Genomic DNA, 21,868 nt, shown 5'->3' with positions numbered 1-21,868 from the left:
CCGCCACGCGTTGGTTTCAGCCTATCAGGACAAATGCGTAGGTTTCATCGCAAACTTCGTTGAAAGCGGCGAAGAAAATGCCCTTTTCTCTCCGCACTTCGCGCCCCATATTCCGCCCATGACGAAGAACCCCGATTCCTCGAAGAAGTCCCCCAAAACCCCGAAATCGAAAGCACATCGTCCCGATGTGCAGCCGATCGGACCTGCGCTGGCGGAATTGCTAAACCCGGCGATCAATCGCGGCGATGCAGGCATGGGCTCCGGCACCGGTTTGCAGCCGCCACCGGACAACTCAAAGGACCGGCGTTCCGGCGGCGAGGCAGCGATCCATCGCACCCGTGCATCGACGCCGAAAAATATTGATGCGTCACCCTCCCCTCGAGGGGGAGGGTCGCAGACCGAAGGTCTGCGGGGTGGGGTGTCAAACGATCAATCACCCCCACCCGCCTCGCAAGGCTCGGCGACCTCCCTCCTCAAGGGGGAGGTGAAGCAAGGCGGCTTCAACGAAGCCCCGCAGGCCAACTACGGCACCAGCGCGCCGATTCCGACCCTCGATCCCGAACTGGCGAAGCAGCTCGGCTACACCACCGAGGAAGAAGACGAAGCCGCGATGGCCCGTCCGCCGCGCAACAAGATGGAAGCGCTGGGTGTGCAAGCCACCGCCGACGCGCTGGAAGCTCTGGTGCGCGACGGCCGCCCGGAGTTTCGCGGCGAAGACGGTCAGGTCAAGATCTGGGCGCCGCATCGCCCACCCCGCCCGGAGAAATCCGAAGGCGGCGTGCGTTTCGAGCTGAAATCCGAATACGAGCCGAAGGGCGACCAGCCGACCGCGATCAAGGAACTGGTCGAGGGCATCACACGCAACGACCGCACGCAGGTGCTGCTCGGCGTCACCGGCTCCGGCAAGACCTACACCATGGCGCAGGTGATCCAGGCCACGCAACGCCCGGCGATTATTCTCGCGCCGAACAAGACGCTGGCGGCGCAGCTCTACGGCGAGTTCAAGAGCTTCTTCCCCGACAACGCGGTGGAGTATTTCGTTTCGTATTACGATTACTACCAGCCGGAAGCCTACGTGCCGCGCACCGACACTTACATCGAGAAGGATTCGTCGATCAACGAGCAGATCGACCGGATGCGCCACTCGGCGACGCGTGCACTACTGGAGCGTGACGACGTCATCATCGTGGCGTCGGTCTCGTGCATCTACGGTATCGGTTCGGTCGAGACCTACACCGCGATGACGTTCGCGATGAAGAAGGGCGAGCGCGTCGACCAGCGCCAGCTCATCGCCGACCTCGTGGCGCTGCAGTACAAGCGCACCTCAGCGGATTTCACCCGCGGCACATTCCGCGTGCGCGGCGACACCATCGACATTTTCCCGGCGCACTATGAAGACCGCTCATGGCGCGTGAACATGTTCGGCGACACCATCGAAAGCATCGAGGAGTTCGATCCGCTCACCGGCCACAAGCAGGACGAGCTGGAATTCATCAAGATCTACGCCAACTCGCACTATGTGACGCCACGCCCGACCTTGATTCAGGCGATGAAAAGCATCAAGGCCGAGCTGAAATGGCGGCTTGAGCAGCTGAACGCGCAGGGCCGCCTGCTGGAAGCGCAGCGCCTCGAACAACGCACCACCTTCGATCTGGAAATGATGGAAGCGACCGGCAGCTGCGCCGGCATCGAGAACTATTCGCGCTATCTCACCGGCCGCAAGCCGGGCGAGCCGCCGCCGACGCTGTTCGAATATGTGCCGGACAACGCGCTGGTGTTCGCGGACGAAAGCCACGTCACCGTGCCGCAGATCGGTGGCATGTTCAAAGGCGACTTCCGGCGCAAGGCGACGCTCGCCGAATACGGTTTCCGCCTGCCCTCCTGCATGGACAACCGCCCGCTGCGCTTTGAAGAGTGGGACATGATGCGCCCGCAGTCGGTCGCGGTGTCGGCGACGCCGGGTGGCTGGGAATTGAACGAGAGCGGTGGCGTGTTCGTCGAGCAGGTCATCCGCCCGACCGGACTGATCGATCCGCCGGTGAACATCCGCCCCGCCCGCACGCAGGTCGACGATCTCGTCGGCGAGGTCCGCGCCACGGCGCAGGCGGGCTATCGCTCGCTGATCACGGTATTGACCAAGCGCATGGCGGAAGACCTCACCGAATACCTGCATGAGCAGGGCATCCGCGTCCGCTACATGCACTCGGACATCGACACCATCGAGCGTATCGAGATCATTCGTGACTTGCGGCTCGGCGCGTTCGACGCGCTGGTCGGCATCAATCTGCTGCGCGAAGGTCTCGACATTCCGGAATGCGCGCTGGTCGCCATTCTCGACGCCGACAAGGAAGGCTTCCTTCGTTCAGAGACATCGCTGATCCAGACCATCGGCCGTGCCGCGCGCAACGTCGACGGCAAGGTCATTCTCTATGCGGACCAGATCACCGGCTCGATGGAACGCGCCATCGCCGAAACCGACCGCCGCCGCGAGAAGCAGGTCGAGTACAACACCGCCAATGGCATCACGCCGGAAAGCATCAAGCGCGACATCGGCGATATTCTCGGCAGCGTCTACGAGCGCGACCATGTGCTGGTGGAAATCGGCGACGGCGGCATGGCCGACGACGCGGTTGCCATCGGGCATAACTTCGAGGCGGTGCTGAGCGATCTTGAAACACGGATGCGCGAAGCCGCCGCCGACCTCAACTTCGAGGAAGCGGCGCGATTGCGCGACGAAGTGAAGCGCCTGCGCGCCACAGAACTGGCCGTGGTCGACAATCCGACCATCAAGCAGCGCGGCGTCGCGGCGAAGGCCGGCGCCTATGCAGGCAAGAAGAAGTATGGCGACGCCGCCAATCTTCCGGCGCAACTGGACAAGGCCGCGGCCCGCAACAAATCGCGGGCGCGCAAGCCTACGCTCGATGAGATGGCGGGTCCGGAATCGAAGCCGTATCGCTCGGATCGCACAACGCCGCGCAAGCCGACGTTGGATGAAATGGGTCCAGACACCGAGAGCAAGATCTTCCAGCCGACCAACTCGCGCCAGTCCGGCCCGGAGTTCTCAGGTCGCTCGACCGGCGGCGCGCCGGGCAAACGCGGCGGATGGAAGAAGAGGTAGGATCACGAAAAGGCCGGATCGTTCCGACCTTTAAGCGGCAACGTGACCGAATGGCGCGCGACCGCATGGCGGTTACGGAATCCGTCTCCATATGTAGCGACACATCACAATATTCCCGCCTGCCTATCTCGCTGAGTGCCGATCCGGCGCATCATCCCGACGGCCCGCTTCCAATCCGAGAGTCCCCATGACACCCCTGTCCATCCTCGACCTTGTGCGCGTCACGGAAGAAACCGACGCGCGCGGCGCGCTCGACAACGCACGCGATCTTGCGTCTCACGCCGAAGGCTGGGGCTATCGCCGCATCTGGGTGGCCGAGCATCACAACATGGCGGGAATTGCGAGCGCCGCAACCTCGCTAGTGCTGGCGCATATCGCCGCCGGGACAAAGACCATCCGTGTCGGCGCCGGCGGCATCATGCTGCCGAACCATGCGCCCTACGTCATCGCCGAACAGTTCGGAACGCTGGAACGGCTATTCCCCGGCCGCATCGATCTTGGACTGGGCCGCGCTCCGGGCACCGATCAGCTCACGCTGCGCGCGTTACGGCGCTCGCCCGAAGCCGCCGACAATTTTCCGCAAGACGTGCTGGAGGTGCAGGCTTTCCTTGCACCCGCCGGGGCGAACCAACGCATCCAGGCGGTGCCCGCAGCAGGCACGAATGTACCGCTTTGGATTCTCGGATCTAGCCATTTCGGCGCGATGCTCGCGGCTGAACTGGGTCTGCCTTATGCGTTCGCATCGCATTTCGCACCCGCCGAACTGCTCCCGGCGTTGGAAATCTACCGCAGCCGATTCAAGCCGTCCGAACAACTCGACAAGCCTTATGCCATGGTCGGGGTCAACGTCATCGCTGCCGAGAGCGACGCCGAGGCGCGGCGGCTGGCCACGACGCAGCAGATGTCCTTCACCAACATGTTCCGGGGCGCGCGCGGCCTCAGCCAGCCGCCCATCGACAATATCGATACCTATTGGTCGCCATCCGAAAAGGCGCAGGCCATGCGCATGCTGGCGCGCTCCATCGTCGGATCGCCTGCGACTGTCCGCATCGGGATTGATGCGCTGGTGAAGGAAACCGCTGCCGACGAACTGATCGTGGTCTCCGACATTTATGACCATCCGACGCGCCTGAAATCATTTGAGATGATTGCCAGCGCCGCGCTTTGACGTCATGGGCGCTTAACGCCGAAGAAGGCAGGGCATGTCTGCACGATTTGCAACTCCCCCGTCTCACCTGCTAGGTCTTCTCGGATTGCACTTCACTTTTGGGGGACTAAATGGCCGACGCCGATCTCGATGCGCTCATCCGGCAGCTTGCAAAACAGCAGAACAAGGCTCTGACATCTGCCGTGAAGAAGCGGCGGGACCGCACCATCGCCCTCGCCGCCAAGGCGAAGGATGCCGAGACCAAGCAGCGCCAGCGGCAGCTTGCGAAAGACATTCTTGGAATCGGCACCGCCACCGTGAAGCGGCTGCAGATGTCCGCCGACAACGCCGCCTACAGCTACGCGCGGTCGGTCCGGCAGGCGATCGATACGGCCGCCGCGAAGAAGGCAGTTGCATCCGCCAAACCGGCGAAAAAGACCGCGAAGAAAACCTCCAAGAAGGTGGCTAAGAAGTCGGCCAGGAAAGCCAAGGGCTGATTGTCGCAGGCGCAAGCACACATCACAAATTACGCCGCCGACGTTTGTCGCCACGTTCTTGATTTACGTCTTCAATTCGCACCGCGTCATCGCGGGCTCTCCGAGAAACCTCGGTGCGCCGGACTGGACGTCGTTGAAGTGATCATGCTGTCGCTGCGTAAGGACAGCAGTCCTTCGTCCCGTCGGGAGCTGAAAATATACTAGCACCGGAAGAAATCCTGTCCATCCCGAACATCGATGACGTCGCGAACAGGCAGGTGCGACCTTGCTCGTATGAATCCGCTCATCTAGACAACCAGATGTTGTAGCGAGGCAGTGCTGTTCCTTCTGCCCCGTTGAAGATGTAGACGCATCATGTCCGCCAGTGCACGAACGCAATCGATGAATGTGACCTCCTCCCCCATCACCTACGACGACTTCGCCAAGATCGACCTCCGCGTCGGACGCGTTCTTGAAGTTCAGCCGTTTCCGAAGGCCCGCAATCCGTCGTGGAAGGTGCGGGTCGATCTCGGCGACCTCGGCGAGAAATGGTCGAGCGCGCAGATCAGTAACTACGCGGCCGAGCAGCTTGTCGGCTCGCTGGTGGTCTGCGTCTGCAATTTTTCGCCACGCAACATCGCGGGCTTCATGTCCGAAGTGCTGATCCTCGGCGCACCGGACGCCGATGGAAAAGTCATCCTGCTGTCGCCGCGCAAGGATGACGCGGGCCACGATCTCGTCGCGCCCGGCGCGAAAGTTTACTGACACGCGGATTATGCACGCCGCAATGACGCGCGCGGCGCTCGCTTACTGCGCCAGGACGCGGGCGAGGTCGATGAGGCTGGTGGAAATCGGCTTGGTGCGGCCCGCGATCTCGGCCAGCGGCGTGCGGGTAATTTCGCCGCGCTGCTCACCGACCAGAACCCCCGACACACCCTCCGCCAGCGACGTGAGCGCGGCCACACCAAGCCGTGTCGCGAGCAGCCGATCAAAAGCCGTGGGCGGCGCACCGCGCACCACGTGACCGAGCACGGTGGCGCGCAGTTCGAACCCCACCATGCCTCGATCTTTCTCGAAGTGAGCGAGGATACGCGCGGCGTTCTCCGTGACGCCCTCGGCGATCACCACGATCGCATGGGTCTTGCCGCGGTCATAGGCCGCGCGCAGCCGCTCGGCGATTTCAAAAGCGGACACTTCCAGCTCGGGCGTTGAAATGACCTCCGCGCCGCCGGCAAGGCCCGCCATCATGGCGAGATAGCCGCAATTGCGTCCCATGGTCTCGACCAGAAACGCACGCGTGTGGGACGAGCCCGTGGTGCGCAGATTGTCGATGGCCTCCAGCGTCACGTTGATGGCGGTATCGCAGCCGATGGTGACGTCGGTGCCGTAGAGATCGTTGTCGATGGTCGAAGCGACGCCGACGACGGGAAAGCCCAGACCATGCAGCGCGGCGGAGCCGGTCTGCGATCCGTTGCCGCCGATCACCACCAGCGCGTCGATGCCGCGCGCCGCCAGATTGCGCAGCGCCTTCGAGCGGCCGCTTTCCTCGCGAAATTCCTTCGAGCGCGCGCTGCCGAGGAACGTCCCGCCGATCTGGATAATGCCGCCGACGTCGCGCGCATTGAGCCGGGTCATCCGGTCATCGATCAGCCCCTGCCAGCCTTCGCGCACGCCGAACACCGCGATATCGCGATTGAGCGCGCTGCGCGTGACCGCACGGATGGCGGCGTTCATTCCGGGGGCGTCGCCGCCGCTGGTCAGGATCGCAATGGCTTTCATGCTAGTGTCCCGTATCCGACGTTCGCTTCACTCTGCAGCGCCTCCCGGGGCGAACGTCGGATACGAAGGACACTCGCCAAACATGATTCTAGTGATCCTTTGGTTCTGACATTCGCAAAAGGTGTAAGCTGAGAAGTAGTACGAATGTCAGAACCGGATCACTAGAACTTTATGATGCCGTTCGCTTGCCGTCCATGCGGACGGGCACTGACAAGAGCCGGTCATGACAGCTTCCCGTCAACCGGACCTGCGGTTGCTGGTGTTCTGCTTCATGTTTCCGTGGTCGCCCTGCTCATCGATGTTCTGCTTTTCGTCGTCACGATGCCCCTTGGTGTTGTCGGTCGTCACCTTCGGCGCGCTGCCGGGGCCCTTGTCGCTGCGGTTGTCTTCCGGGACAGGCGGGATCGGTTTGGTCATGCAGTCCTCCTGTGTACGAGGAGACAATGCGCCTTGCAGGCAACCGTTCCTCGCAACCTTGCGGTATAATGTAGTAGGATGACCTCATAAGTTCAGGCGATACCTCACGGACCAAAGAATGACCCGTATGCGATCCCTGTCCGGCGCTCTGCTGATCTGCGCTTTCGCGTGCTCCGGTGCTGACGCGGCGAAGAAGGCCGCCAAGCCGGCCGAGCCGATGGCGCAGGATACCTCGCTCAACAATCTGAAGGACGCGCCGAAGGCTCCGTCGCTGGCCTGCGAAGGGCCGTTTGCGAAAGACACCACGCACGACAAGCTGGCGGCTGCGTTCGGCGTCAAGAATGTCGCCTTCAAGGACGTCGACGTGACCAACAACGTGCTGACCAAGGCCACCGTGCTTTTCGACGGCGACCCGACCCGGCGCCTCGTTGTCTTCTGGAAGGATAACAAGGCCCGCTCCAAGCCGTTGTCCATCACCGTCGAGGCGCCTTCCACCTGGACCGGCCCCGGCAGCGTGCGCAACGGCCTGACGCTGAAGGATCTCGAAAAGCTCAACGGCGGCGGCTTCAGCGTCACCGGCTTCGGTGGCGTCGGCGGCGGCGAGGCCTCGAAGCTGAACAGTCCGTTCGTCGATCTGCCGGGTGACTGCACCCTGAAAATCCGGTTCGAACCCGGCATCGCTAATCCGTTACCGCCCCGCTTCGCATCGGTGACGGGCGACGTGCTGATCGCGTCGACGAATCTGGTGTTGCGCCGCGTGCGTCCGCAAATCGTGCAATGGAGCATTAACTACCGGTGAATTTTTCGTCGCCGCTGTCGCTCTCCGTCGTTGGGACATGCATGAACAATCATCGACACATTGGATAGACTTCGTTAAACCTCGCACCGCATGCGGCTTGATCCTCAATCGGTTCCCACCTACGGAACCGCCAACTGGGGGAGACGACGCAATGAACAATCAACAGTCCGAAAAATGTGTGCGGACTTTTATCGAATCCTATTATTCCGGTGACGTCGCGCGCATGGAGCAGTGCTGCGACGATGCATTTGTTTCAGTCACCTATGCTCCCGTTGAAATCTTTCCGCATCTCGGCCTCCAGCAGAGCAAGGCGTGGATCGCGCAGGCGATCCAGATCCAGCAGGAGCGCTATTCCGACCGGCGTCACACGATTGATTTTGTGGTCGCGGATGAAACGCAGGCCGCGACATTCGTACAGGCGACCCTGACCAAGCGCAGCGACCAACGCGTCATCACGCTGAATGTCGGGGAATTTTTCACCCTGCGTAACGGCCGCATCCTGGAGCACCGCTCGCTGTTCGATACCTTCGATCTGGTGCAGCAATTGCTCGGGCGCGATCTGACCGGCGAATTCGCGGCCCGCCTGAAAAACGCGATGGGGCAGTAGCCATGATGGTCCGCCAGAACTAACGCGCCGCCGATACACCGAGCTCACGCACCAGCCCGAACCACAGCGCGGTCAGTTCGCGCGCCGCGGGATCCCTGTTCGGCTTCAAGCGCACAGCGGTATGCACCAGCACCAGCTTCGAGGCGGGGTCGACAAAGATGGCCTGCCCGTTGATCCCGAGCATCGCGAACATGCGGCGCTTCGCGGGCATGATCCAGGTCTGGTAGCCGTAGCCGTAGAACTGCGTCGCCACGCGCGGCGAGCGAAATGATCCTTCGGGCGCGGTGGTCGCCTCGATCACCCATGCTTCCGGAATGATTCCGCCGCCGTCGCGCGCGAGCAGAAGGCCGAAGCGCGCATAATCCCGCAGCCGTGCAGCGAGACAGCAATAGGCCAGTTCCTGGTTGTGGCCATCGACAGTCCAGCTTGCTTCGTCCTCCGCGCCCATCGGCTTCCAGATTTTCTCGGACAGATAGTCGGACAGGCGCTTGCCGGTCGCGGCCATCAGCACCAGCCCGAGGGTTTCGGTCTGCGATCCGGTGTAGGCGAATTTCGTTTCAGGCGGCACCGGCCGGTTGTTGTAGCGCCGCAGGAGGATGGCTGCGCTCGGTAAATCGGAGCGGCGCAGATCGAGGGCTAACTTCGTGGCGTCGTCGGTGCCGTCGTATCGTTCGGAAAATTCGACGCCCGCGCTCATGGTGAGCAGCGCGCGCAGCGACGTCTGGCCATAGGTACTGCCCTTCATCTCGGGCACATAGTCCTGCGCCAGATCCTCGATCGAGCGGATCTTGCCCTCCTTGATGGCGATGCCGACCAGCATCGCGACCATGGTTTTCACCATCGAATTAGAGAGCAGACGATCGGTGTCGCGGCGTCCATACTGGTAGCGCTCGAACAGGATGGTCTGGTCCCGCGCGATCAGCAGTCCCGTCGCGGGATGCCGCGCCAGATACTGGTCGATGGTGCGGCGCTCGCCGTCGAAGTCATAGTGCCAGGCGGCACGGTCGCAATCGCGCGCCAGCGATGATGGCGCAGCCGGCGGCGCCACGGCGTGAGCAGGCAGCAGCTTGTCGAAATTGCTGAACGTCGCGACCATGTAGTCCTGACGCCGCCGGTCGGCGATGGTGCCGAGCGGGTAATTCCGGCCCGCGCCATAGGCCTCCGCATCCGGTCCTGAATGGGAGAACGACGGCCCGCACGCCTTTGCAGCGGGTGCGCCGGACACCTCCGCCTTCGCCGCTCCGGCGACAAGCAGGACGCAGACACATGCCGCCGCGCGCAGCCGATTGAGAGCGGATGAACATGTCATCGGCAATTCGTTCCTGAAAAGCGCTTGGTCACCCTATGCCCGCGAGGATGGCGCGGGACCGTATCGCGTTCAAGCCGCCCCCGGCCATGAACCTGTCGCCCTTGCCGCCCGACGAACCGGTGTCCGGGACGCAACCCCGGATCACGAGGGACATGATGAAAACAATCGTTTTGGCAGCTCTGGGGACCGTCGTCGGCCTCGTTCTGGGAGTCGCGCTGAGCATCCTGGCGGGAATCGCTTGGGTCAGCATTTTTCAGACCACGGATTTCGAAGGCTACAGCGCAATGCTGGTGTTCTTTACCTTCGCGCCCGTCGGCGCCGTTCTCGGCGGGCTGATCGGCGCCATCTGGGCCGCTTACACTGCCGCACGCGCGCGTATCCGCATGGAAAGTGATGCGTGACGCGTTTTCAGCCCTTCAGAGCTGCTGCCGTTTTGTGCCGGCGCACGTTCTGATTGAATTTTGAGCGCCCAACCCGCGTTTCGCACATTTGTGCAATGCAATATCATACATTGTCATCCGGGCTAAATTTGATACTTCCGATGTCATCAATTGGAATTCCAGCATCCTGGCCCGGCGTCATCGGCGACGCACATGGGCCGTTTGCTGCTTGGTTAAGTGACATTTCAGGACCTCAAAATGACAGAGCACAGCCTCTGGCGTTTTTCTCGCGCGTTTCATCGTGCGCTGAACGAGCGTCAGACCGATCACCTCGAATCGATCCTCGACGAGAACGTCGATTGGGCGATCTACGGGCCGATCGACATGTTCGCCTTTCTCGGCCCCCGCCACGGCAAGCGCGCCGTGATCGATGTCGTTCGCGAAATCTCCGACATCGTCAGCCTTCATCGTTTCGACCGGGAATCGATCATGCTGGGCGAGGATTCGGCAGCGTCGCTGATGCGTTATTCGCTAACGCCGGCGGCCTCGGGCAATCCGATCAGCGTCCGGATCGCCATCTTCGCGACGTTCAAGGCCGGCCGACTGACCAACCTTCGCGCCATCATCGACACGTTCGATCTGGTCGAGCAGGCGCTGGGCCGTCAGATTCATCTGCCGAAAATCGCGTAATCAAATTCCGGCACCCTTCAGCAAACGCAAGCGGCCCCGATGCGGGGCCGTTTTTTGTGCAGCATCACATAAGGTTCATTCACCTGAACCCGCCGAGTCACAATTGCGACAAACACAATTGAGACACCGTCGCTGCGGCTGGCGACGATGGCGTCGAAAGACGATATTAACCTGCCTGATGACTTGATGGCTCCCGATCAGCCATAACGACCCGCGAAAATGCCGGACGCAATGCAATGACGCCGCGAATGCCGCTCTCCTCGCCATCACGATGCTTGACGACGATCGCGCTGGCGTTCGCCTGCGGCCTTTGTGTTGCCGATGTCGCGCGAGCGGAAGACGGCGCTGCACCTGAAGCGGTTGAAGCCACCGAGACCGCGACGCCGGAATTTATCGAACCAGCGGACATCGACTGGAGCATCCTCAACACCGATCCCACGTCGGTTTACGCCCAGCCGTCAAAGATCGATCGCAAGACGGCTGCTGCATTGAGCGACCCCTGGTCATGGAGCCGCAACGACAAAGAGGACGGATCGTCCGCGGTCACGATCAAGCAACCGATTACGCCATTCTGGGACACCCGCGTCGGTGCCGACCTGAACGTCACGACGCAGATGCCGTTGACCTCGTCGGAAGTCCTCGCGGAAAAAATCGCGCACAACAATCAGATTTCGCAATCGTCGGGCAGCGCATGGGCGGCGATGACCGCGCCCGGCCTCGGCTCGATCTGGGACAAGACCGCCATCGAGGCGCGCACCGATCCCGCGCAGGAACAGAGCAAGCTCGCAACGTCACTCAGCAAATCGCTGCCGTTCGGCGGCGATCGATACTCGCTTACGCTTCAGAACGGCTACAACGTCACGCAGCAGACGCTGGTGCCGGTGTTCGGTCTCGGCGCGTCGTCGCGTATATATGAAGTCGATCAGTCCGCCCGGCTTGGCATCGTTGAAACCGGCACCAGCTTCATCGCAGGCCAGACCCATTCGACCGCCGACGACAAGTGGCTGCGCCGGATCGGCGCTGAACAGAAACTGTTCGGCGGCGTCACTGTCACGGGATCGGTCAGCGAGACGCCCGAAGGGTTCGCCAATCGCAGCCTGAGCGCGGGCTTCAAGACCCGCTGGTAGGTTCCGCTTAACCGGATGGCTACCATCCCGGCCTTTCCCGGTTTGTCCACTGTATGAATCGGTCTTCGCCGCATCCCTGCCGCGTTTCGGTCACGATCGGCTGGACTGATGTACCTCTATTCGTCGTGCGGGGGACCTCCGCGCTCGCTCAACCTGCGAAACAAGGAACAGCCGATGAACGCCATTCAGGCAGAAAAGTCCGAAATCAGTGATGAGGACAAGAACCTCGCCGCCGTCAGCGATGTCGAAGCCGGAATTCGCGATTTCGTCCGCAAGGACGTCGCCTATCTTCGCCGCAACCCGACAGCAGCAACACCAGCCGCCGACGCACCGGCAGACACGTCCGCCGAAGCCGCGGTCAGCAGCGTCAACACGCTGATCCATCGCGTCGCAGGCGCATCGCTCGGGGAAATCGAAAACCTGATCACGGAGCTCGAAGGACTGCGCACGCTGATGCACAACGAAGGCCAGCGCATTCAGCGCGAACTGGCCGGTTATGCCCAGCTCGGCCAGACCGCGATGAAATCGACCCGCATGATCGCCGACAATCTGGCGCAGTGGAAGCGCACCGCTCCCGAACCACGCCAGGACTGAATAAGGACCGAACTCTGTTTTGTTCGGGCATGATCTCTCGGGATCACGCCTTCTGAAACAAGCAATCTCCCTGAGACTTGTCGCCGCCCTCTCCATGACACGAGCGGGCGGCGCTTTTTCTTATCGCATGGCTGCGAGGTTCAGGCAGCGGGCCGCCTCGGCGCGAACACCGAACCCATGAACGAGAACGCCAGTTCGCCGCGCTGATTGACGCCTGTATTGTAGAATCCGACGAAACCGAATTGCGGACGCGATTCCAGCGGCCGCATCGAGGTCACCTCCGACGCGTAGGTCAGCGTGTCGCCGGCGAGCACCGGCTTGATCCACTTCAGTTCGCGAAACCCCGGCGACGGACCTGACGCCACCGGCTTCTCGCCGCGCGCGATCAACGCTGCCGCCTCGCGCTGAAAGCTCGCGACCGTCAGCTTCATATAGACCGCAGCGACGTGCCATCCCGACGCGGCGAGACCGCCGAACACCGACTTGCGGCCCGCTTCCTCATCGAGATGGAACGGCTGTGGATCGAACTTCGTGGCGAAAGCCTTGATGTTCTCCGGCGTAAACGTGAATGATCCCAGTTCGCGGCGATCGCCGATCTTGATGTCGTCGAAATACGGCATTGCGGAACCTTACATCGCTTCCACGGCATGTCGCCGCAGGACCATGATCTTAATCGTGCTGAACATGAGGACTTGCCCGGATGCGTTTCGCATCTCTTGCTTGAGATGGACAAATCCGATGTCCGGCATGCTCTTCGATTCACGCGTGTCGAGCACCTCGACATCCAGCATGAGATCGTCTCCCGGCCGTAGCGGCGAAACCCACCTGACTTCCTCGACCCCCGGCGCGCCCATCGAAGCGATGCCGCTGATGAAACCGTCCCACGCCATGCGCATCCAGAGGGCGCACATGTGCCAGCCCGAGCCCGACAGACCTTTCAAAATGGTGCGGCTGGCCGCCTCCTCGTCGAGGTGCATCGGCTGCGGATCGAACTCGGTGGCGAATTCAATAATATCTTCGCGGGACACATGATGCGGGCCGAACGTGCCGAGGTGACCGGGCTTAAAGTCTTCGAATGCGAGTTTCATCATTTCAATCACGTTGTGGATAGGCGCAGTTTGGCCGTTATTTGCAGACACCTCAAGTGAGGCGTTTCGCCGTCGCCTTCCGTCCTTTTCGGCGATATGCGACAACCCTTACCATCCGGAGCGATTCAGTCGGCCGCTGATTCGCTCAATCGCCTGACGGCTCCGGGCAGCCCGTTCGCCTGCCGTCATCCATCTTTGCGGTTTATCTGGAGACAAACCCATGTTTCAGTTTCAGGATCTCTTCCAGTGGGACAGGTTCATCACGCCCGCCATCATCAAGGCGTTCTACTGGCTGGTCATCGCACTGGTGATCCTGTTCGGCATCTCAGGCGTGTTCTCCGCGCTGACCATGATGGCGATCAGCCCGTTCGGCGGCTTCGTCCTGCTGCTGGCCGCGCTCGCAGGGATCGTCGTCGGAATCATTCTCTCGCGCATCAGCGCGGAGTTGATCCTGATCGTGTTCCGGATCAACGAACATCTCGGCGCGATCCGCGATCAGGGCCGCGACCGTGAGGGGCAGGTTTAGGGATTCACGCCGTCACCCTGAGGAGCCGAGCGAAGCGAGGCCTCGAAGGGCGACGGCCATAACCTGAAATCGTCATCCTTCGAGGCTCGCAAGAGCTCGCACCTCAGGATGACGCCGTTCGGTGCTCAGGTATTAAACCGGAAATGCATCACGTCGCCGTCGGCGACAACGTATTCCTTGCCTTCCAGCCGCAGCTTGCCGGTGTCGCGCGCGCCGGCCTCGCCGCCGTTTGCGATGTAGTCGTCATAGGCGATGGTTTCGGCGCGGATGAAACCCTTCTCAAAATCGGTATGGATCACGCCTGCCGCCGCAGGCGCTTTGGTGCCCTTGGTGATGGTCCAGGCGCGGGCTTCCTTGGGGCCGACCGTGAAATACGTGATGAGATGAAGCAGCTCATAACCGGCGCGGATCAGGCGATCGAGACCGGCTTCTTCCAGCCCGAGCGTATCGAGGAAATCGACGCGCTCCTCCCGTGACAGCGTCGCGATCTCGGATTCGATCTTGGCCGAAATCGCCACCGCGACCGCGCCCTCTTTCTTGGCGTGCTCGAACACCGCTTGCGAAAATGCGTTGCCGGTGGCGGCAGCGCCCTCTTCGACGTTGCAGACATATAGAACAGGCTTCGACGTCAGCAGGCCGAGCATGCGGAACGCGCGCTCTTCTTCCGCCTTTCGCTCGAGGAAACGCGCCGGCTTGCCGTCGCGCAGCAGCTTCAGCGCGCGATCGACCAGTTCGAGCTGCTCCTTGGCGTCCTTGTCGTTGCCCTTGGCTTTCTTGGACAGATTGTCGACGCGCTTCTCAAGGCTGTCGAGATCGGCCAGCATCAATTCGGTTTCGATGGTCTCGATGTCGGCCAGCGGCGCGATCTTGCCTTCGACATGAGTGATGTCGGAGTCCTCAAAGCAGCGCACCACATGCGCCACCGCATCGACCTCGCGGATAGTGGCGAGGAACTGGTTGCCGAGGCCTTCGCCCTTGGACGCGCCGCGCACGAGGCCCGCGATATCCACGAACGTCAATTGCGTCGGGATGATCTGCTGCGACTTCGCAATCGCCGACAGCTTGTCGAGCCGCGGATCAGGCACAGCGACCGCACCGACATTCGGCTCAATGGTGCAGAACGGATAGTTCGCCGCCTGCGCCGCCGCCGTTTCCGTCAGCGCGTTGAACAGTGTGGACTTGCCGACGTTGGGCAGTCCGACGATGCCGCATTTGAAACCCATAACCTGCCCTGAATTTTCCGGACGATGCGCGAACTAGCTTGCGCCGCCGTCGTCCTTCGATGTGAATCCTTTTGCATCCATCGCAAGATGCACCTTGTTTGCAAACGACGCGTCCTGCCCGGTGACGATAAACGCTGCGTTGTCAGCAACCGCTTCGCACAGCGCGCTTACCCAGGGCATTTCGCTTTTGGCGAAATCGGACAAGACGTGCTGATGCACCAGTTCCTTGACGCCGGGATGCCCGACGCCGAGCCGCACGCGGCGATAATCATTGCCGACATGTGCGGAGATCGAGCGCAACCCGTTATGCCCCGCGATACCGCCGCCGATCTTGACGCGCAGCTTCGCGGGCGGCAGCTCAATCTCGTCGTGAAACACCGTGATGTCGCCGACGCCCATCTTGAAGAACTTCGTTGCTTCGCCGACCGCGTTGCCCGACTCGTTCATATAAGTCGTGGGCTTCAGCAGAATGACTCGCCCGGAGCCGAGATGGCCCTCGGAGGTCTCGCCCTGAAAGCGACGGCGCCACGGACCAAATCCGTGACGCCGCGCGATCTCGTCGACAGCCATGAACCCGATATTGTGCCGGTTGCCCTGATACTTCGTGCCGGGGTTGCCCAGTCCGACGAACAGGCGCATGGCGCGGGTTCTCTACGTTTTGGCCGCTTACTTCTTCTTGTCGCCGCCAGCAGGCGCCTTGGCAGCGGCAGCCGCAGGCGCCTTCGCGCCAGCCGCAGGAGCCGCAGCACCGGCCGCAGGAGCAGCACCGGCCGCAGGAGCTGCGCCACCGGCAGCAGCCGCAGCAGCAGCCTTCAGTTCTTCGTTGTAGCCCGACGGCGGAACGATGGTGACCAGCGTCGCGTCGTCACGCGTCAACAGCTTGACGTTGGCGGGCAGCTTGATGTCGGTGATGTGCAGCGAGTTCGAAATATCGAGCTTGCCGACGTCGGCTTCGAGGTACTGCGGGATGTTGTCAGCAGGCACTTCGAGTTCGATGGTGTGGGTCACGATGTTGACCGTGCCGCCGCGCTTCACGCCCGGCGCGGTTTCCGCATTCAGGACGTGCAGCGGAACGCTGACGCGGATCTTGGCGCCTTCGCCAAGGCGGAGGAAATCCACATGCAGCGGGAAGTCGCGCACCGGATCGAGGGCGAAGTCGCGCGGAATCACGCGGTGCTTCTTGCCGTCCAGTTCGATGTCGTGGACGGTGGTGAGAAAACGTCCGGCATTGATGCGCAGACGCAGTTCAGCGTCGTCGAGCGAGATCGTGAGCGGGGGCTGGTTGTTGCCATAGATCACTGCCGGGATACGGCCAGCGCGACGTTCAGCCCGAGCGGCCCCCTTGCCGGCCTTCGGACGAGCGGTCGCCTTCAATTCCTTGACGGTCGCCATTGTTCAGTTCCTTGAGTCTTGAAAAGTGAAGGGCCGCAAAGCGGCCCGGTTTCACGCCGCGACAAGCCTCCAGGGGTGCGGGGGCCGCGGACGTGGCGGGTTCTTAGCCTCAAAGCGCCGGAAAGACAAGGAAATGAGGGGGTTTTGTAGCCGATTTTGGGTCTCAAAAGCCCCAAAAACCCCTCCCAACGGCCGATCAGCCCGGCGCTGCGGTCACAGCCGGGCTTCCGGAGCCCGTCCAGCCCAGGCCACGCCTTACGCGGGCTGGGCCAACTGGCGGCGCCGTTTCCCGAGCGATGACTTGCAAGCCGCAACGAGCGGTCTTTCGATCAGAAAATACACTGCCACACCCGCCACGACGCTCGCGGCGCCTCCGGCGAGAATAAACCCGCTTGACACATGGGGTAATGCCCCCGTTCCCGACAACAGAACCGCGCTCTTCACCGCAGAGAGCGCGACGCCGTGGGCGAGATAGATCGAATATGATGCATCGCCGAGCAGCATCGGCAGGCGCCATTGCTTCAGCTTCGATTCAAGAGCGAGCGCGGCGGTCACGATCAGGAATGCTGGCAGACCCCAGTGCCAGAAACGCACGGCGGTGATGTTCGCCGCCGACAGCATCCCGGATGTCAGCAGCAGACCACACCCGATGACGAGCAGGAACATCGCAACAGCCGGACGGGGCAGCGCCCTGCGCTCATACATGATGCCGAGCAGACAGCCGACCATGAACTCGATTAGCAGCGGGCTGGTATAGGTCAGCGCCACCGGACCGGACGGAGTTATCACCAGCGGCGACGCCACCAGCGCGCCGAGGATCGTGCAGACGAACAATGCGCGATGACGCCGCGCAATCAGAAGTCCGCAGGCGAACACCGCGTAAAAGAACATCTCGAAATTCAGCGTCCATCCGGCGATCAGCAGCGGCTGGATTTCGCCGGTGCGTGGCGAGACGAACGGGATGAACAGCAGCGACCGCAACAGATTCCACAGCGACGGCAGCGTCGCCGGATCGCGGAAGATCAGCCAGCCGCCATAGAGCAGCAGCGTCATCACCCAATACAGCGGAACGATGCGGATGATCCGGTTCACGGCGAACGACGCCGGCGTGATCCGATCCGACGCGGTCGTGATCCACATGATGAAACCACTGATCACAAAGAAGATATCGACACCGGCCGCACCGAACGACAGTCCGCGGAAACTGAAATATTCCTGCGCCATGCCATCGGCATGGAAATACACCACCATCAGAGCGGCGGCGGCGCGCAGGTACTGAATCGACAGGATCTTCGGCATGAAGCTGCGCGCTTTACTCAATCGTTACCATCCGGACGGACTCCGGATTTGATTCAACTTTCATAAAGGTACGACGAGCGGAAGCCACGGTTGCGTGAGCGGCGCCGCCACTCACCGTTAAGGATACCTGTTAAGGGTCGGGAACCGGTTTTTCGTTACATCTACGGGGGTAGATAACCACCGAACGCCCCGCAGAGGACGGACATGGCCGCTTTGGCAAAACTCCCGGCTTTGGCAGATATACCGCAATCCACGCGGCGTCTGCTGCTCGCATCGGATTGCGAAGACCAGAGCGAGGAGCTTGCGCGCATCCTGAGAAACGCTGGCAGCGTCGAGGCGATTTCGATTTTCGATCTGCCCGACCAGCCCGCCAGCGATTTTGCCGGCGTCGTCATCGACATCGATCTCACCTCGGCCACGGCGGTGCAGCGCGTCCGCAGCAAGCTGACCGGCAAGGCCTATCTGCCGCTGCCCCGGCTGTTCGTGCTGGCCGACGCCCTCCATCATGGATCGGCGCAGGCCTGGGCGCTTGGCGCAACCGACACGATCCAGCGGCCGTTCCATCCCGAAAGCATCCTGCAGCGGATTCGCCAGGTGTTTCCGGAAACACCGGAAGACGAGCACGCCACCGACGCACGTATCCTGAGCAACGGTGTTACCGCAGCGCTGGTCGTGATGTCGAAGATCTTCCGCCGGCTCCCCGCCGGAATGCCGTTCTCGCTCGACGACGTGATGCAGGCGGAGACGCAGATTCTGCGCGCCCTGAAGCGCTGCTCGCTGCGGCAATGGCTGATCGCGGTGAACAAGCACCACAACAAGAGCTATCGCCACACCCTTCACGTCACCGGCTATGCGGTCGCCTTCGCCCACCATCTCGGCATGCGCGAGGACGACCAGCGCCGCCTGACGCGCGCCGCTTTGCTTCACGATGTCGGCAAGGCATTCGTGCCGCTGCCGATCCTCGACAAGCGCAGCGAACTGACGGACGACGAAAGCACTATCCTCGCCCAGCACACCCGGCTCGGATACAACGCGCTGAAAGAGCAACGCGGCTTTCCCGGCGAGGTGCTCGACGTCGTGCTGCATCATCACGAGATGCTCGACGGCACCGGCTATCCCGATGGCCTTCAGGCACAACAGATCAGCGACATCGTCCGCATCATGACGCTGGTGGACACTTACGCCAGCCTGCTCGAGCCAGACGCCAGCACAGCGGCGATGACGCCGGAACAGGCCTTCGGCATCATGGAATTGATGGGCGACAAGCTCGACGGCGCGCTGCGCCAGGCTTTTCGCCCGGTGGCGCTCGGGACGTAGGCTCCGCGCCACCTGTTGATTTCGGCCGCGGGACGCGATTAGATGCATCTGCAACTAATTAAAGTGCCGGCCGGCACGTATCGGCCGCGCAGGGAGAACGTCCATGCCGATCGATACGCCACTCACCCGCCGTTCGTTCATGACAGCCGCCGCCGCGCTCGGCACAGGTTTGGCTGCACCCGCAGGTCTGACAGCGCCCGCCTTGGCGCAGGCCGGCTATCCGGCGCGACCGGTGCGTCTCATCGTTCCCTATGCAGCGGGCGGCGGCACCGATTTCTTTGCACGGCTGGTGGCGACCTCGATGAGCGCAACGCTCGGCCAACAGATCGTGGTGGAGAACCGCCCCGGCGCCGGAACGCAGATCGGCGCCGAAGCCGCGGCCAAGGCCGAGCCCGACGGCTACACCTTCCTGCTCGGCGACACCTCGACCTACGCGTCCAACAGAAGCCTGTATCAAAAGCTGCCTTATGATCCGCAAAAGGACTTCGCGCCAATCTCGCTGACCGGACGCTTCGCCATCGTGCTGCTGGTGAACACCGACAAGCTCAATGTCGGCTCGGTGCAGGCGCTGATCGACGCGGCGAAGAAAGCGCCCGGCTCCATCGACTATGCCAGCGCCGGCGTCGGTTCGCCGTTCCATCTGGCGGCTGAACTGTTCGCGCAGTCATCCGGCATCAAGCTCAACCACGTGCCTTACAAAGGCGCGGGACCTGCGCTGCAGGATCTCGCCGGCGGACAGATCGGAATGATGTTCGTCGACTTTGCCACCGCGCGGTCACAGCTCAATCTGAAATCGATCAAGGCCATTGCGGTGTGCTCGCCCGGTGAATTCTACGGGCTGCCCGGCGTGCCCGCTGTCGCCGCCACGGTGCCGGGCTTCGAGGCATGGGCATGGCAGGGATTTTCCGCGCCGGCGAAAGTCTCGCCCGAGATCATCGCAAAGCTGCGCGAGGCTTATCTCAAGGCGGTCAACGATCCCGCGAACAAGCAGAAGCTGATCGACGCAGGCATCGACCCGCTGCAAAGCACGCCGCAGGAGATGGCGGCCTATGTCGCGTCGGAAACTGCGAAATGGGAGAAGGTCATCAAAACCGCGGGCATCAAGCTGGATTGATCCAATTCGAAAATCTGCAATTGCGGCGCATCATCCGATGCGCTCAGGCTTCTTTTGTGCTTGAAGCATCCCGGAGCTCAGTCAAGCCGCGAACAAACATCTCGACAGCGAAGACATAGCTCTTTTGATATTCCATCGGGCGAGCCACCGGGGCCGACATTTCATTGAGCACGAATCCGCGGACAAGGCTCTTGAGGATACGGATCGCATGCCTCGCCACTGCGCCGTTGATGCCTGCGTCGCCAAAAACATGCAGCACGACCTGAGCCAGTTGCCCTGCCGCTTTCTGGGACTCGGAGTTATCGACATCCGGATCGCGAAATGACGCGACTGCCAATCCGGGACTGCCGAGAGCAAAGCTGCGCATCGCATGCGCCATCGCCCGAACCGCATCCAGATGCGCTTTTCCTTCGACAGCCTTTTCAATCTGCCGCTGAAGCCCCTGGTAGCCTGCGATGGCCAGGGCCTGCTTCATCTGCGGAATTGTATCCACCTTGCCGAAGAAGGCCTCCATTTCCGAAACCAGATCGGCGGCAATCTTCTTGTCCCACCGTGATGCGGGCGCTCTTATGACGTGCTCAACTTCGGAGATACTTGTGCGGTTAAATGGAGCCACGGCTCACCTCGCAACGACAGCGCTCGTCAAGCTACTCCCACGCAATCAAAGTCGTGATTCTGGCGCACACTGGTCAACGCCTCTGGCGCGAACTCGAATCTTTTCGATTCAAATAGTCAGCTTTGCGCGGGAGCAGACTGTTGCGCTCCTGCAATTGCGCGGAGCACGGCACGAAGGGCCTAACGGTCGTCCCCGCGAAGGCGGGGACCCATAACCACCGCACTCTCGTTTTTGCGAAAGCTGGAAACTTGTTCGCTGCACATCACACTTAGGGAATATGGGTCCCCGCCTTCGCGGGGACGACCCGGTGATGGATCGCGGATCACTTGCTTTCGTCACTCTCTCGGTAGACGGAAGAAACTCACGTCTCCGCGATGGGACCGAGCTTTTTCTCCAACGCGGCGATGCGCGTCTTCAACGCCTCGTTCTCCTCGCGCGCCAGACGGGCCATATCCTTCACCGCCTCGAATTCCTCGCGCTTGACGAGATCGAGGTCGCTCAGGATGCGCTCGGCCTGGCTGCGCACGACGGTTTCCACCTCGCGCTTCACGCCCGAAGCGGCGCCCGCGGCGTCATTCATCAGGCGCGCGATCTCGTCAAAAAAACGGTTGCTGGTCTGGGTCATCATGTAACTCCGAGGGGCCGATTACCGTGTCTAGTGGAGTGGATTTGACATTCGCTATCCAACTAACCACACGCCAGCGAAGCGAATGTCAAATCCAAAACTCCACTAGCGACCTATATTTCCTAGTGGTCCTTTGTTTCTAACATTCGCAAGGATGCCCGCTGAAACGGGGTGCGAATGTTAGAAACAGACCACTAGCTGGCTTGCCCAGACAATGGTGATGGC

At 61.8% G+C, this 21,868-nt stretch carries 24 protein-coding genes; 13 read left to right on the top strand and 11 right to left on the bottom strand.

The features are described 5' to 3' along the window. Window positions 1–118 precede the first annotated feature (118 nt). The 4 genes from uvrB to HNQ36_RS22015 all read left to right on the top strand — a co-directional run bounded on the left by uvrB (window position 119) and on the right by HNQ36_RS22015 (window position 5,506). Window positions 119–3,118, top strand: coding sequence for an excinuclease ABC subunit UvrB (gene uvrB / locus HNQ36_RS22030; protein WP_184088865.1), 3,000 nt, complete (start codon window positions 119–121; stop codon window positions 3,116–3,118). Between the two features lie 187 nt (window positions 3,119–3,305). Then, complete coding sequence (locus HNQ36_RS22025; protein ID WP_184088863.1) at window positions 3,306–4,286, top strand: LLM class flavin-dependent oxidoreductase; 981 nt, start codon at window positions 3,306–3,308, stop codon at window positions 4,284–4,286. 110 nt (window positions 4,287–4,396) lie between these two features. Then, on the top strand, window positions 4,397–4,762 hold the full coding sequence (locus HNQ36_RS22020; RefSeq protein WP_184088860.1) for a hypothetical protein: 366 nt from the start codon (window positions 4,397–4,399) through the stop codon (window positions 4,760–4,762). A gap of 354 nt (window positions 4,763–5,116) precedes the next feature. Next, entirely contained in the window at window positions 5,117–5,506 is a 390-nt protein-coding gene (locus tag HNQ36_RS22015; RefSeq protein WP_246395489.1) for a tRNA-binding protein, read from the top strand. Window positions 5,507–5,548: 42 nt separating this feature from the next. Here the strand turns inward: HNQ36_RS22015 and HNQ36_RS22010 are convergent, their stop codons facing one another. Together HNQ36_RS22010 and HNQ36_RS22005 are read right to left on the bottom strand one after the other, a co-directional pair. Then, window positions 5,549–6,520: an ATP-dependent 6-phosphofructokinase gene (locus tag HNQ36_RS22010; protein ID WP_184088857.1), complete on the bottom strand. Its 972-nt coding sequence runs from the start codon at window positions 6,518–6,520 to the stop codon at window positions 5,549–5,551. A 237-nt stretch (window positions 6,521–6,757) separates the two neighbouring features. Continuing rightward, window positions 6,758–6,937 carry a hypothetical protein gene (locus HNQ36_RS22005; protein ID WP_184088841.1) on the bottom strand — a complete coding sequence of 60 codons (180 nt, stop codon included), beginning with the start codon at window positions 6,935–6,937 and terminating at the stop codon, window positions 6,758–6,760. Window positions 6,938–7,055: 118 nt separating this feature from the next. Between HNQ36_RS22005 and HNQ36_RS22000 the strand changes: the two genes are divergently transcribed. Next, entirely contained in the window at window positions 7,056–7,736 is a 681-nt protein-coding gene (locus tag HNQ36_RS22000) for a hypothetical protein (RefSeq protein WP_184088838.1), read from the top strand. 151 nt (window positions 7,737–7,887) lie between these two features. After that, entirely contained in the window at window positions 7,888–8,343 is a 456-nt protein-coding gene (locus tag HNQ36_RS21995; RefSeq protein ID WP_184088835.1) for a nuclear transport factor 2 family protein, read from the top strand. Window positions 8,344–8,362: 19 nt separating this feature from the next. Here HNQ36_RS21995 and HNQ36_RS21990 read toward each other — a convergent pair whose 3' ends face one another. Continuing rightward, window positions 8,363–9,652 carry a serine hydrolase domain-containing protein gene (locus HNQ36_RS21990; protein WP_184088832.1) on the bottom strand — a complete coding sequence of 430 codons (1,290 nt, stop codon included), beginning with the start codon at window positions 9,650–9,652 and terminating at the stop codon, window positions 8,363–8,365. A gap of 155 nt (window positions 9,653–9,807) precedes the next feature. Between HNQ36_RS21990 and HNQ36_RS21985 the strand changes: the two genes are divergently transcribed. The 4 genes from HNQ36_RS21985 to HNQ36_RS21970 all read left to right on the top strand — a co-directional run bounded on the left by HNQ36_RS21985 (window position 9,808) and on the right by HNQ36_RS21970 (window position 12,443). Further along, entirely contained in the window at window positions 9,808–10,053 is a 246-nt protein-coding gene (locus HNQ36_RS21985; RefSeq protein WP_184088829.1) for a hypothetical protein, read from the top strand. 237 nt (window positions 10,054–10,290) lie between these two features. Then, entirely contained in the window at window positions 10,291–10,722 is a 432-nt protein-coding gene (locus HNQ36_RS21980) for a nuclear transport factor 2 family protein (RefSeq protein WP_046827519.1), read from the top strand. Between the two features lie 236 nt (window positions 10,723–10,958). Beyond that, window positions 10,959–11,849, top strand: a complete 891-nt coding sequence (locus HNQ36_RS21975) for a hypothetical protein (RefSeq protein WP_184088826.1) — start codon at window positions 10,959–10,961, stop codon at window positions 11,847–11,849. A gap of 174 nt (window positions 11,850–12,023) precedes the next feature. Next, on the top strand, window positions 12,024–12,443 hold the full coding sequence (locus HNQ36_RS21970; protein ID WP_184088823.1) for a hypothetical protein: 420 nt from the start codon (window positions 12,024–12,026) through the stop codon (window positions 12,441–12,443). Between the two features lie 140 nt (window positions 12,444–12,583). Here the strand turns inward: HNQ36_RS21970 and HNQ36_RS21965 are convergent, their stop codons facing one another. Together HNQ36_RS21965 and HNQ36_RS21960 are read right to left on the bottom strand one after the other, a co-directional pair. Continuing rightward, window positions 12,584–13,063 (bottom strand): MaoC family dehydratase, encoded by a 480-nt coding sequence (locus HNQ36_RS21965; protein WP_046827521.1) that lies wholly within the window; start codon window positions 13,061–13,063, stop codon window positions 12,584–12,586. A gap of 9 nt (window positions 13,064–13,072) precedes the next feature. Then, window positions 13,073–13,531 carry a MaoC family dehydratase gene (locus HNQ36_RS21960; RefSeq protein ID WP_184089163.1) on the bottom strand — a complete coding sequence of 153 codons (459 nt, stop codon included), beginning with the start codon at window positions 13,529–13,531 and terminating at the stop codon, window positions 13,073–13,075. Between the two features lie 220 nt (window positions 13,532–13,751). On the opposite strand from HNQ36_RS21960, the gene HNQ36_RS21955 reads away from it, so the two are divergent. Next, a complete protein-coding gene (locus HNQ36_RS21955) occupies window positions 13,752–14,057 on the top strand; it encodes a DUF4282 domain-containing protein (RefSeq protein WP_046827522.1) in 306 nt (101 codons plus the stop codon). Between the two features lie 125 nt (window positions 14,058–14,182). Here the strand turns inward: HNQ36_RS21955 and ychF are convergent, their stop codons facing one another. From ychF to HNQ36_RS21935, 4 genes are all read right to left on the bottom strand, one after another. Continuing rightward, complete coding sequence (ychF, locus tag HNQ36_RS21950; RefSeq protein WP_184088820.1) at window positions 14,183–15,280, bottom strand: redox-regulated ATPase YchF; 1,098 nt, start codon at window positions 15,278–15,280, stop codon at window positions 14,183–14,185. 33 nt (window positions 15,281–15,313) lie between these two features. Next, the gene (pth, locus tag HNQ36_RS21945; protein WP_184088817.1) at window positions 15,314–15,919 is read right to left on the bottom strand and encodes an aminoacyl-tRNA hydrolase; all 606 of its coding nucleotides are present in this window, start codon (window positions 15,917–15,919) and stop codon (window positions 15,314–15,316) included. Between the two features lie 27 nt (window positions 15,920–15,946). Continuing rightward, entirely contained in the window at window positions 15,947–16,672 is a 726-nt protein-coding gene (locus HNQ36_RS21940) for a 50S ribosomal protein L25/general stress protein Ctc (RefSeq protein WP_184088814.1), read from the bottom strand. Window positions 16,673–16,927: 255 nt separating this feature from the next. Beyond that, a complete protein-coding gene (locus HNQ36_RS21935) occupies window positions 16,928–17,992 on the bottom strand; it encodes an acyltransferase family protein (RefSeq protein ID WP_246395488.1) in 1,065 nt (354 codons plus the stop codon). A gap of 183 nt (window positions 17,993–18,175) precedes the next feature. On the opposite strand from HNQ36_RS21935, the gene HNQ36_RS21930 reads away from it, so the two are divergent. After that, entirely contained in the window at window positions 18,176–19,288 is a 1,113-nt protein-coding gene (locus tag HNQ36_RS21930; protein ID WP_184088811.1) for an HD domain-containing phosphohydrolase, read from the top strand. Window positions 19,289–19,391: 103 nt separating this feature from the next. Beyond that, entirely contained in the window at window positions 19,392–20,402 is a 1,011-nt protein-coding gene (locus HNQ36_RS21925) for a Bug family tripartite tricarboxylate transporter substrate binding protein (RefSeq protein ID WP_184088808.1), read from the top strand. A 43-nt stretch (window positions 20,403–20,445) separates the two neighbouring features. Here HNQ36_RS21925 and HNQ36_RS21920 read toward each other — a convergent pair whose 3' ends face one another. Both HNQ36_RS21920 and HNQ36_RS21915 read right to left on the bottom strand, forming a co-directional pair. Next, the gene (locus tag HNQ36_RS21920; RefSeq protein ID WP_246395487.1) at window positions 20,446–20,916 is read right to left on the bottom strand and encodes a TetR-like C-terminal domain-containing protein; all 471 of its coding nucleotides are present in this window, start codon (window positions 20,914–20,916) and stop codon (window positions 20,446–20,448) included. 463 nt (window positions 20,917–21,379) lie between these two features. After that, complete coding sequence (locus HNQ36_RS21915) at window positions 21,380–21,643, bottom strand: accessory factor UbiK family protein (RefSeq protein ID WP_184088802.1); 264 nt, start codon at window positions 21,641–21,643, stop codon at window positions 21,380–21,382. Window positions 21,644–21,868 lie beyond the last annotated feature (225 nt).

This window comes from Afipia massiliensis (assembly GCF_014203115.1).
Taxonomy (GTDB): domain Bacteria; phylum Pseudomonadota; class Alphaproteobacteria; order Rhizobiales; family Xanthobacteraceae; genus Afipia; species Afipia massiliensis.
The sequence above is the reverse complement of the archived record's forward strand: the minus strand, read 5'-3'. Positions and strand labels throughout refer to the sequence as shown.

Excerpts from the sequence above, each read along its gene's own strand:
- uvrB (WP_184088865.1), top strand. The coding sequence starts at position 119 with ATGACGAAGAACCCCGATTCCTCGAAGAAGTCCCCCAAAACCCCGAAA.
- HNQ36_RS21970 (WP_184088823.1), top strand. The coding sequence starts at position 12,024 with ATGAACGCCATTCAGGCAGAAAAGTCCGAAATCAGTGATGAGGACAAG.
- HNQ36_RS22015 (WP_246395489.1), top strand. The coding sequence starts at position 5,117 with ATGTCCGCCAGTGCACGAACGCAATCGATGAATGTGACCTCCTCCCCC.
- pth (WP_184088817.1), bottom strand. The coding sequence starts at position 15,919 with ATGCGCCTGTTCGTCGGACTGGGCAACCCCGGCACGAAGTATCAGGGC.
- HNQ36_RS21995 (WP_184088835.1), top strand. The coding sequence starts at position 7,888 with ATGAACAATCAACAGTCCGAAAAATGTGTGCGGACTTTTATCGAATCC.
- HNQ36_RS21975 (WP_184088826.1), top strand. The coding sequence starts at position 10,959 with ATGACGCCGCGAATGCCGCTCTCCTCGCCATCACGATGCTTGACGACG.
- HNQ36_RS21920 (WP_246395487.1), bottom strand. The coding sequence starts at position 20,916 with ATGGAGGCCTTCTTCGGCAAGGTGGATACAATTCCGCAGATGAAGCAG.
- HNQ36_RS21980 (WP_046827519.1), top strand. The coding sequence starts at position 10,291 with ATGACAGAGCACAGCCTCTGGCGTTTTTCTCGCGCGTTTCATCGTGCG.
- HNQ36_RS21915 (WP_184088802.1), bottom strand. The coding sequence starts at position 21,643 with ATGACCCAGACCAGCAACCGTTTTTTTGACGAGATCGCGCGCCTGATG.
- HNQ36_RS22005 (WP_184088841.1), bottom strand. The coding sequence starts at position 6,937 with ATGACCAAACCGATCCCGCCTGTCCCGGAAGACAACCGCAGCGACAAG.
- HNQ36_RS22020 (WP_184088860.1), top strand. The coding sequence starts at position 4,397 with ATGGCCGACGCCGATCTCGATGCGCTCATCCGGCAGCTTGCAAAACAG.
- HNQ36_RS22025 (WP_184088863.1), top strand. The coding sequence starts at position 3,306 with ATGACACCCCTGTCCATCCTCGACCTTGTGCGCGTCACGGAAGAAACC.
- HNQ36_RS21960 (WP_184089163.1), bottom strand. The coding sequence starts at position 13,531 with ATGAAACTCGCATTCGAAGACTTTAAGCCCGGTCACCTCGGCACGTTC.
- HNQ36_RS21930 (WP_184088811.1), top strand. The coding sequence starts at position 18,176 with ATGGCCGCTTTGGCAAAACTCCCGGCTTTGGCAGATATACCGCAATCC.
- HNQ36_RS21940 (WP_184088814.1), bottom strand. The coding sequence starts at position 16,672 with ATGGCGACCGTCAAGGAATTGAAGGCGACCGCTCGTCCGAAGGCCGGC.
- HNQ36_RS21925 (WP_184088808.1), top strand. The coding sequence starts at position 19,392 with ATGCCGATCGATACGCCACTCACCCGCCGTTCGTTCATGACAGCCGCC.
- HNQ36_RS21985 (WP_184088829.1), top strand. The coding sequence starts at position 9,808 with ATGAAAACAATCGTTTTGGCAGCTCTGGGGACCGTCGTCGGCCTCGTT.
- ychF (WP_184088820.1), bottom strand. The coding sequence starts at position 15,280 with ATGGGTTTCAAATGCGGCATCGTCGGACTGCCCAACGTCGGCAAGTCC.
- HNQ36_RS22010 (WP_184088857.1), bottom strand. The coding sequence starts at position 6,520 with ATGAAAGCCATTGCGATCCTGACCAGCGGCGGCGACGCCCCCGGAATG.
- HNQ36_RS21955 (WP_046827522.1), top strand. The coding sequence starts at position 13,752 with ATGTTTCAGTTTCAGGATCTCTTCCAGTGGGACAGGTTCATCACGCCC.
- HNQ36_RS22000 (WP_184088838.1), top strand. The coding sequence starts at position 7,056 with ATGACCCGTATGCGATCCCTGTCCGGCGCTCTGCTGATCTGCGCTTTC.
- HNQ36_RS21990 (WP_184088832.1), bottom strand. The coding sequence starts at position 9,652 with ATGACATGTTCATCCGCTCTCAATCGGCTGCGCGCGGCGGCATGTGTC.
- HNQ36_RS21965 (WP_046827521.1), bottom strand. The coding sequence starts at position 13,063 with ATGCCGTATTTCGACGACATCAAGATCGGCGATCGCCGCGAACTGGGA.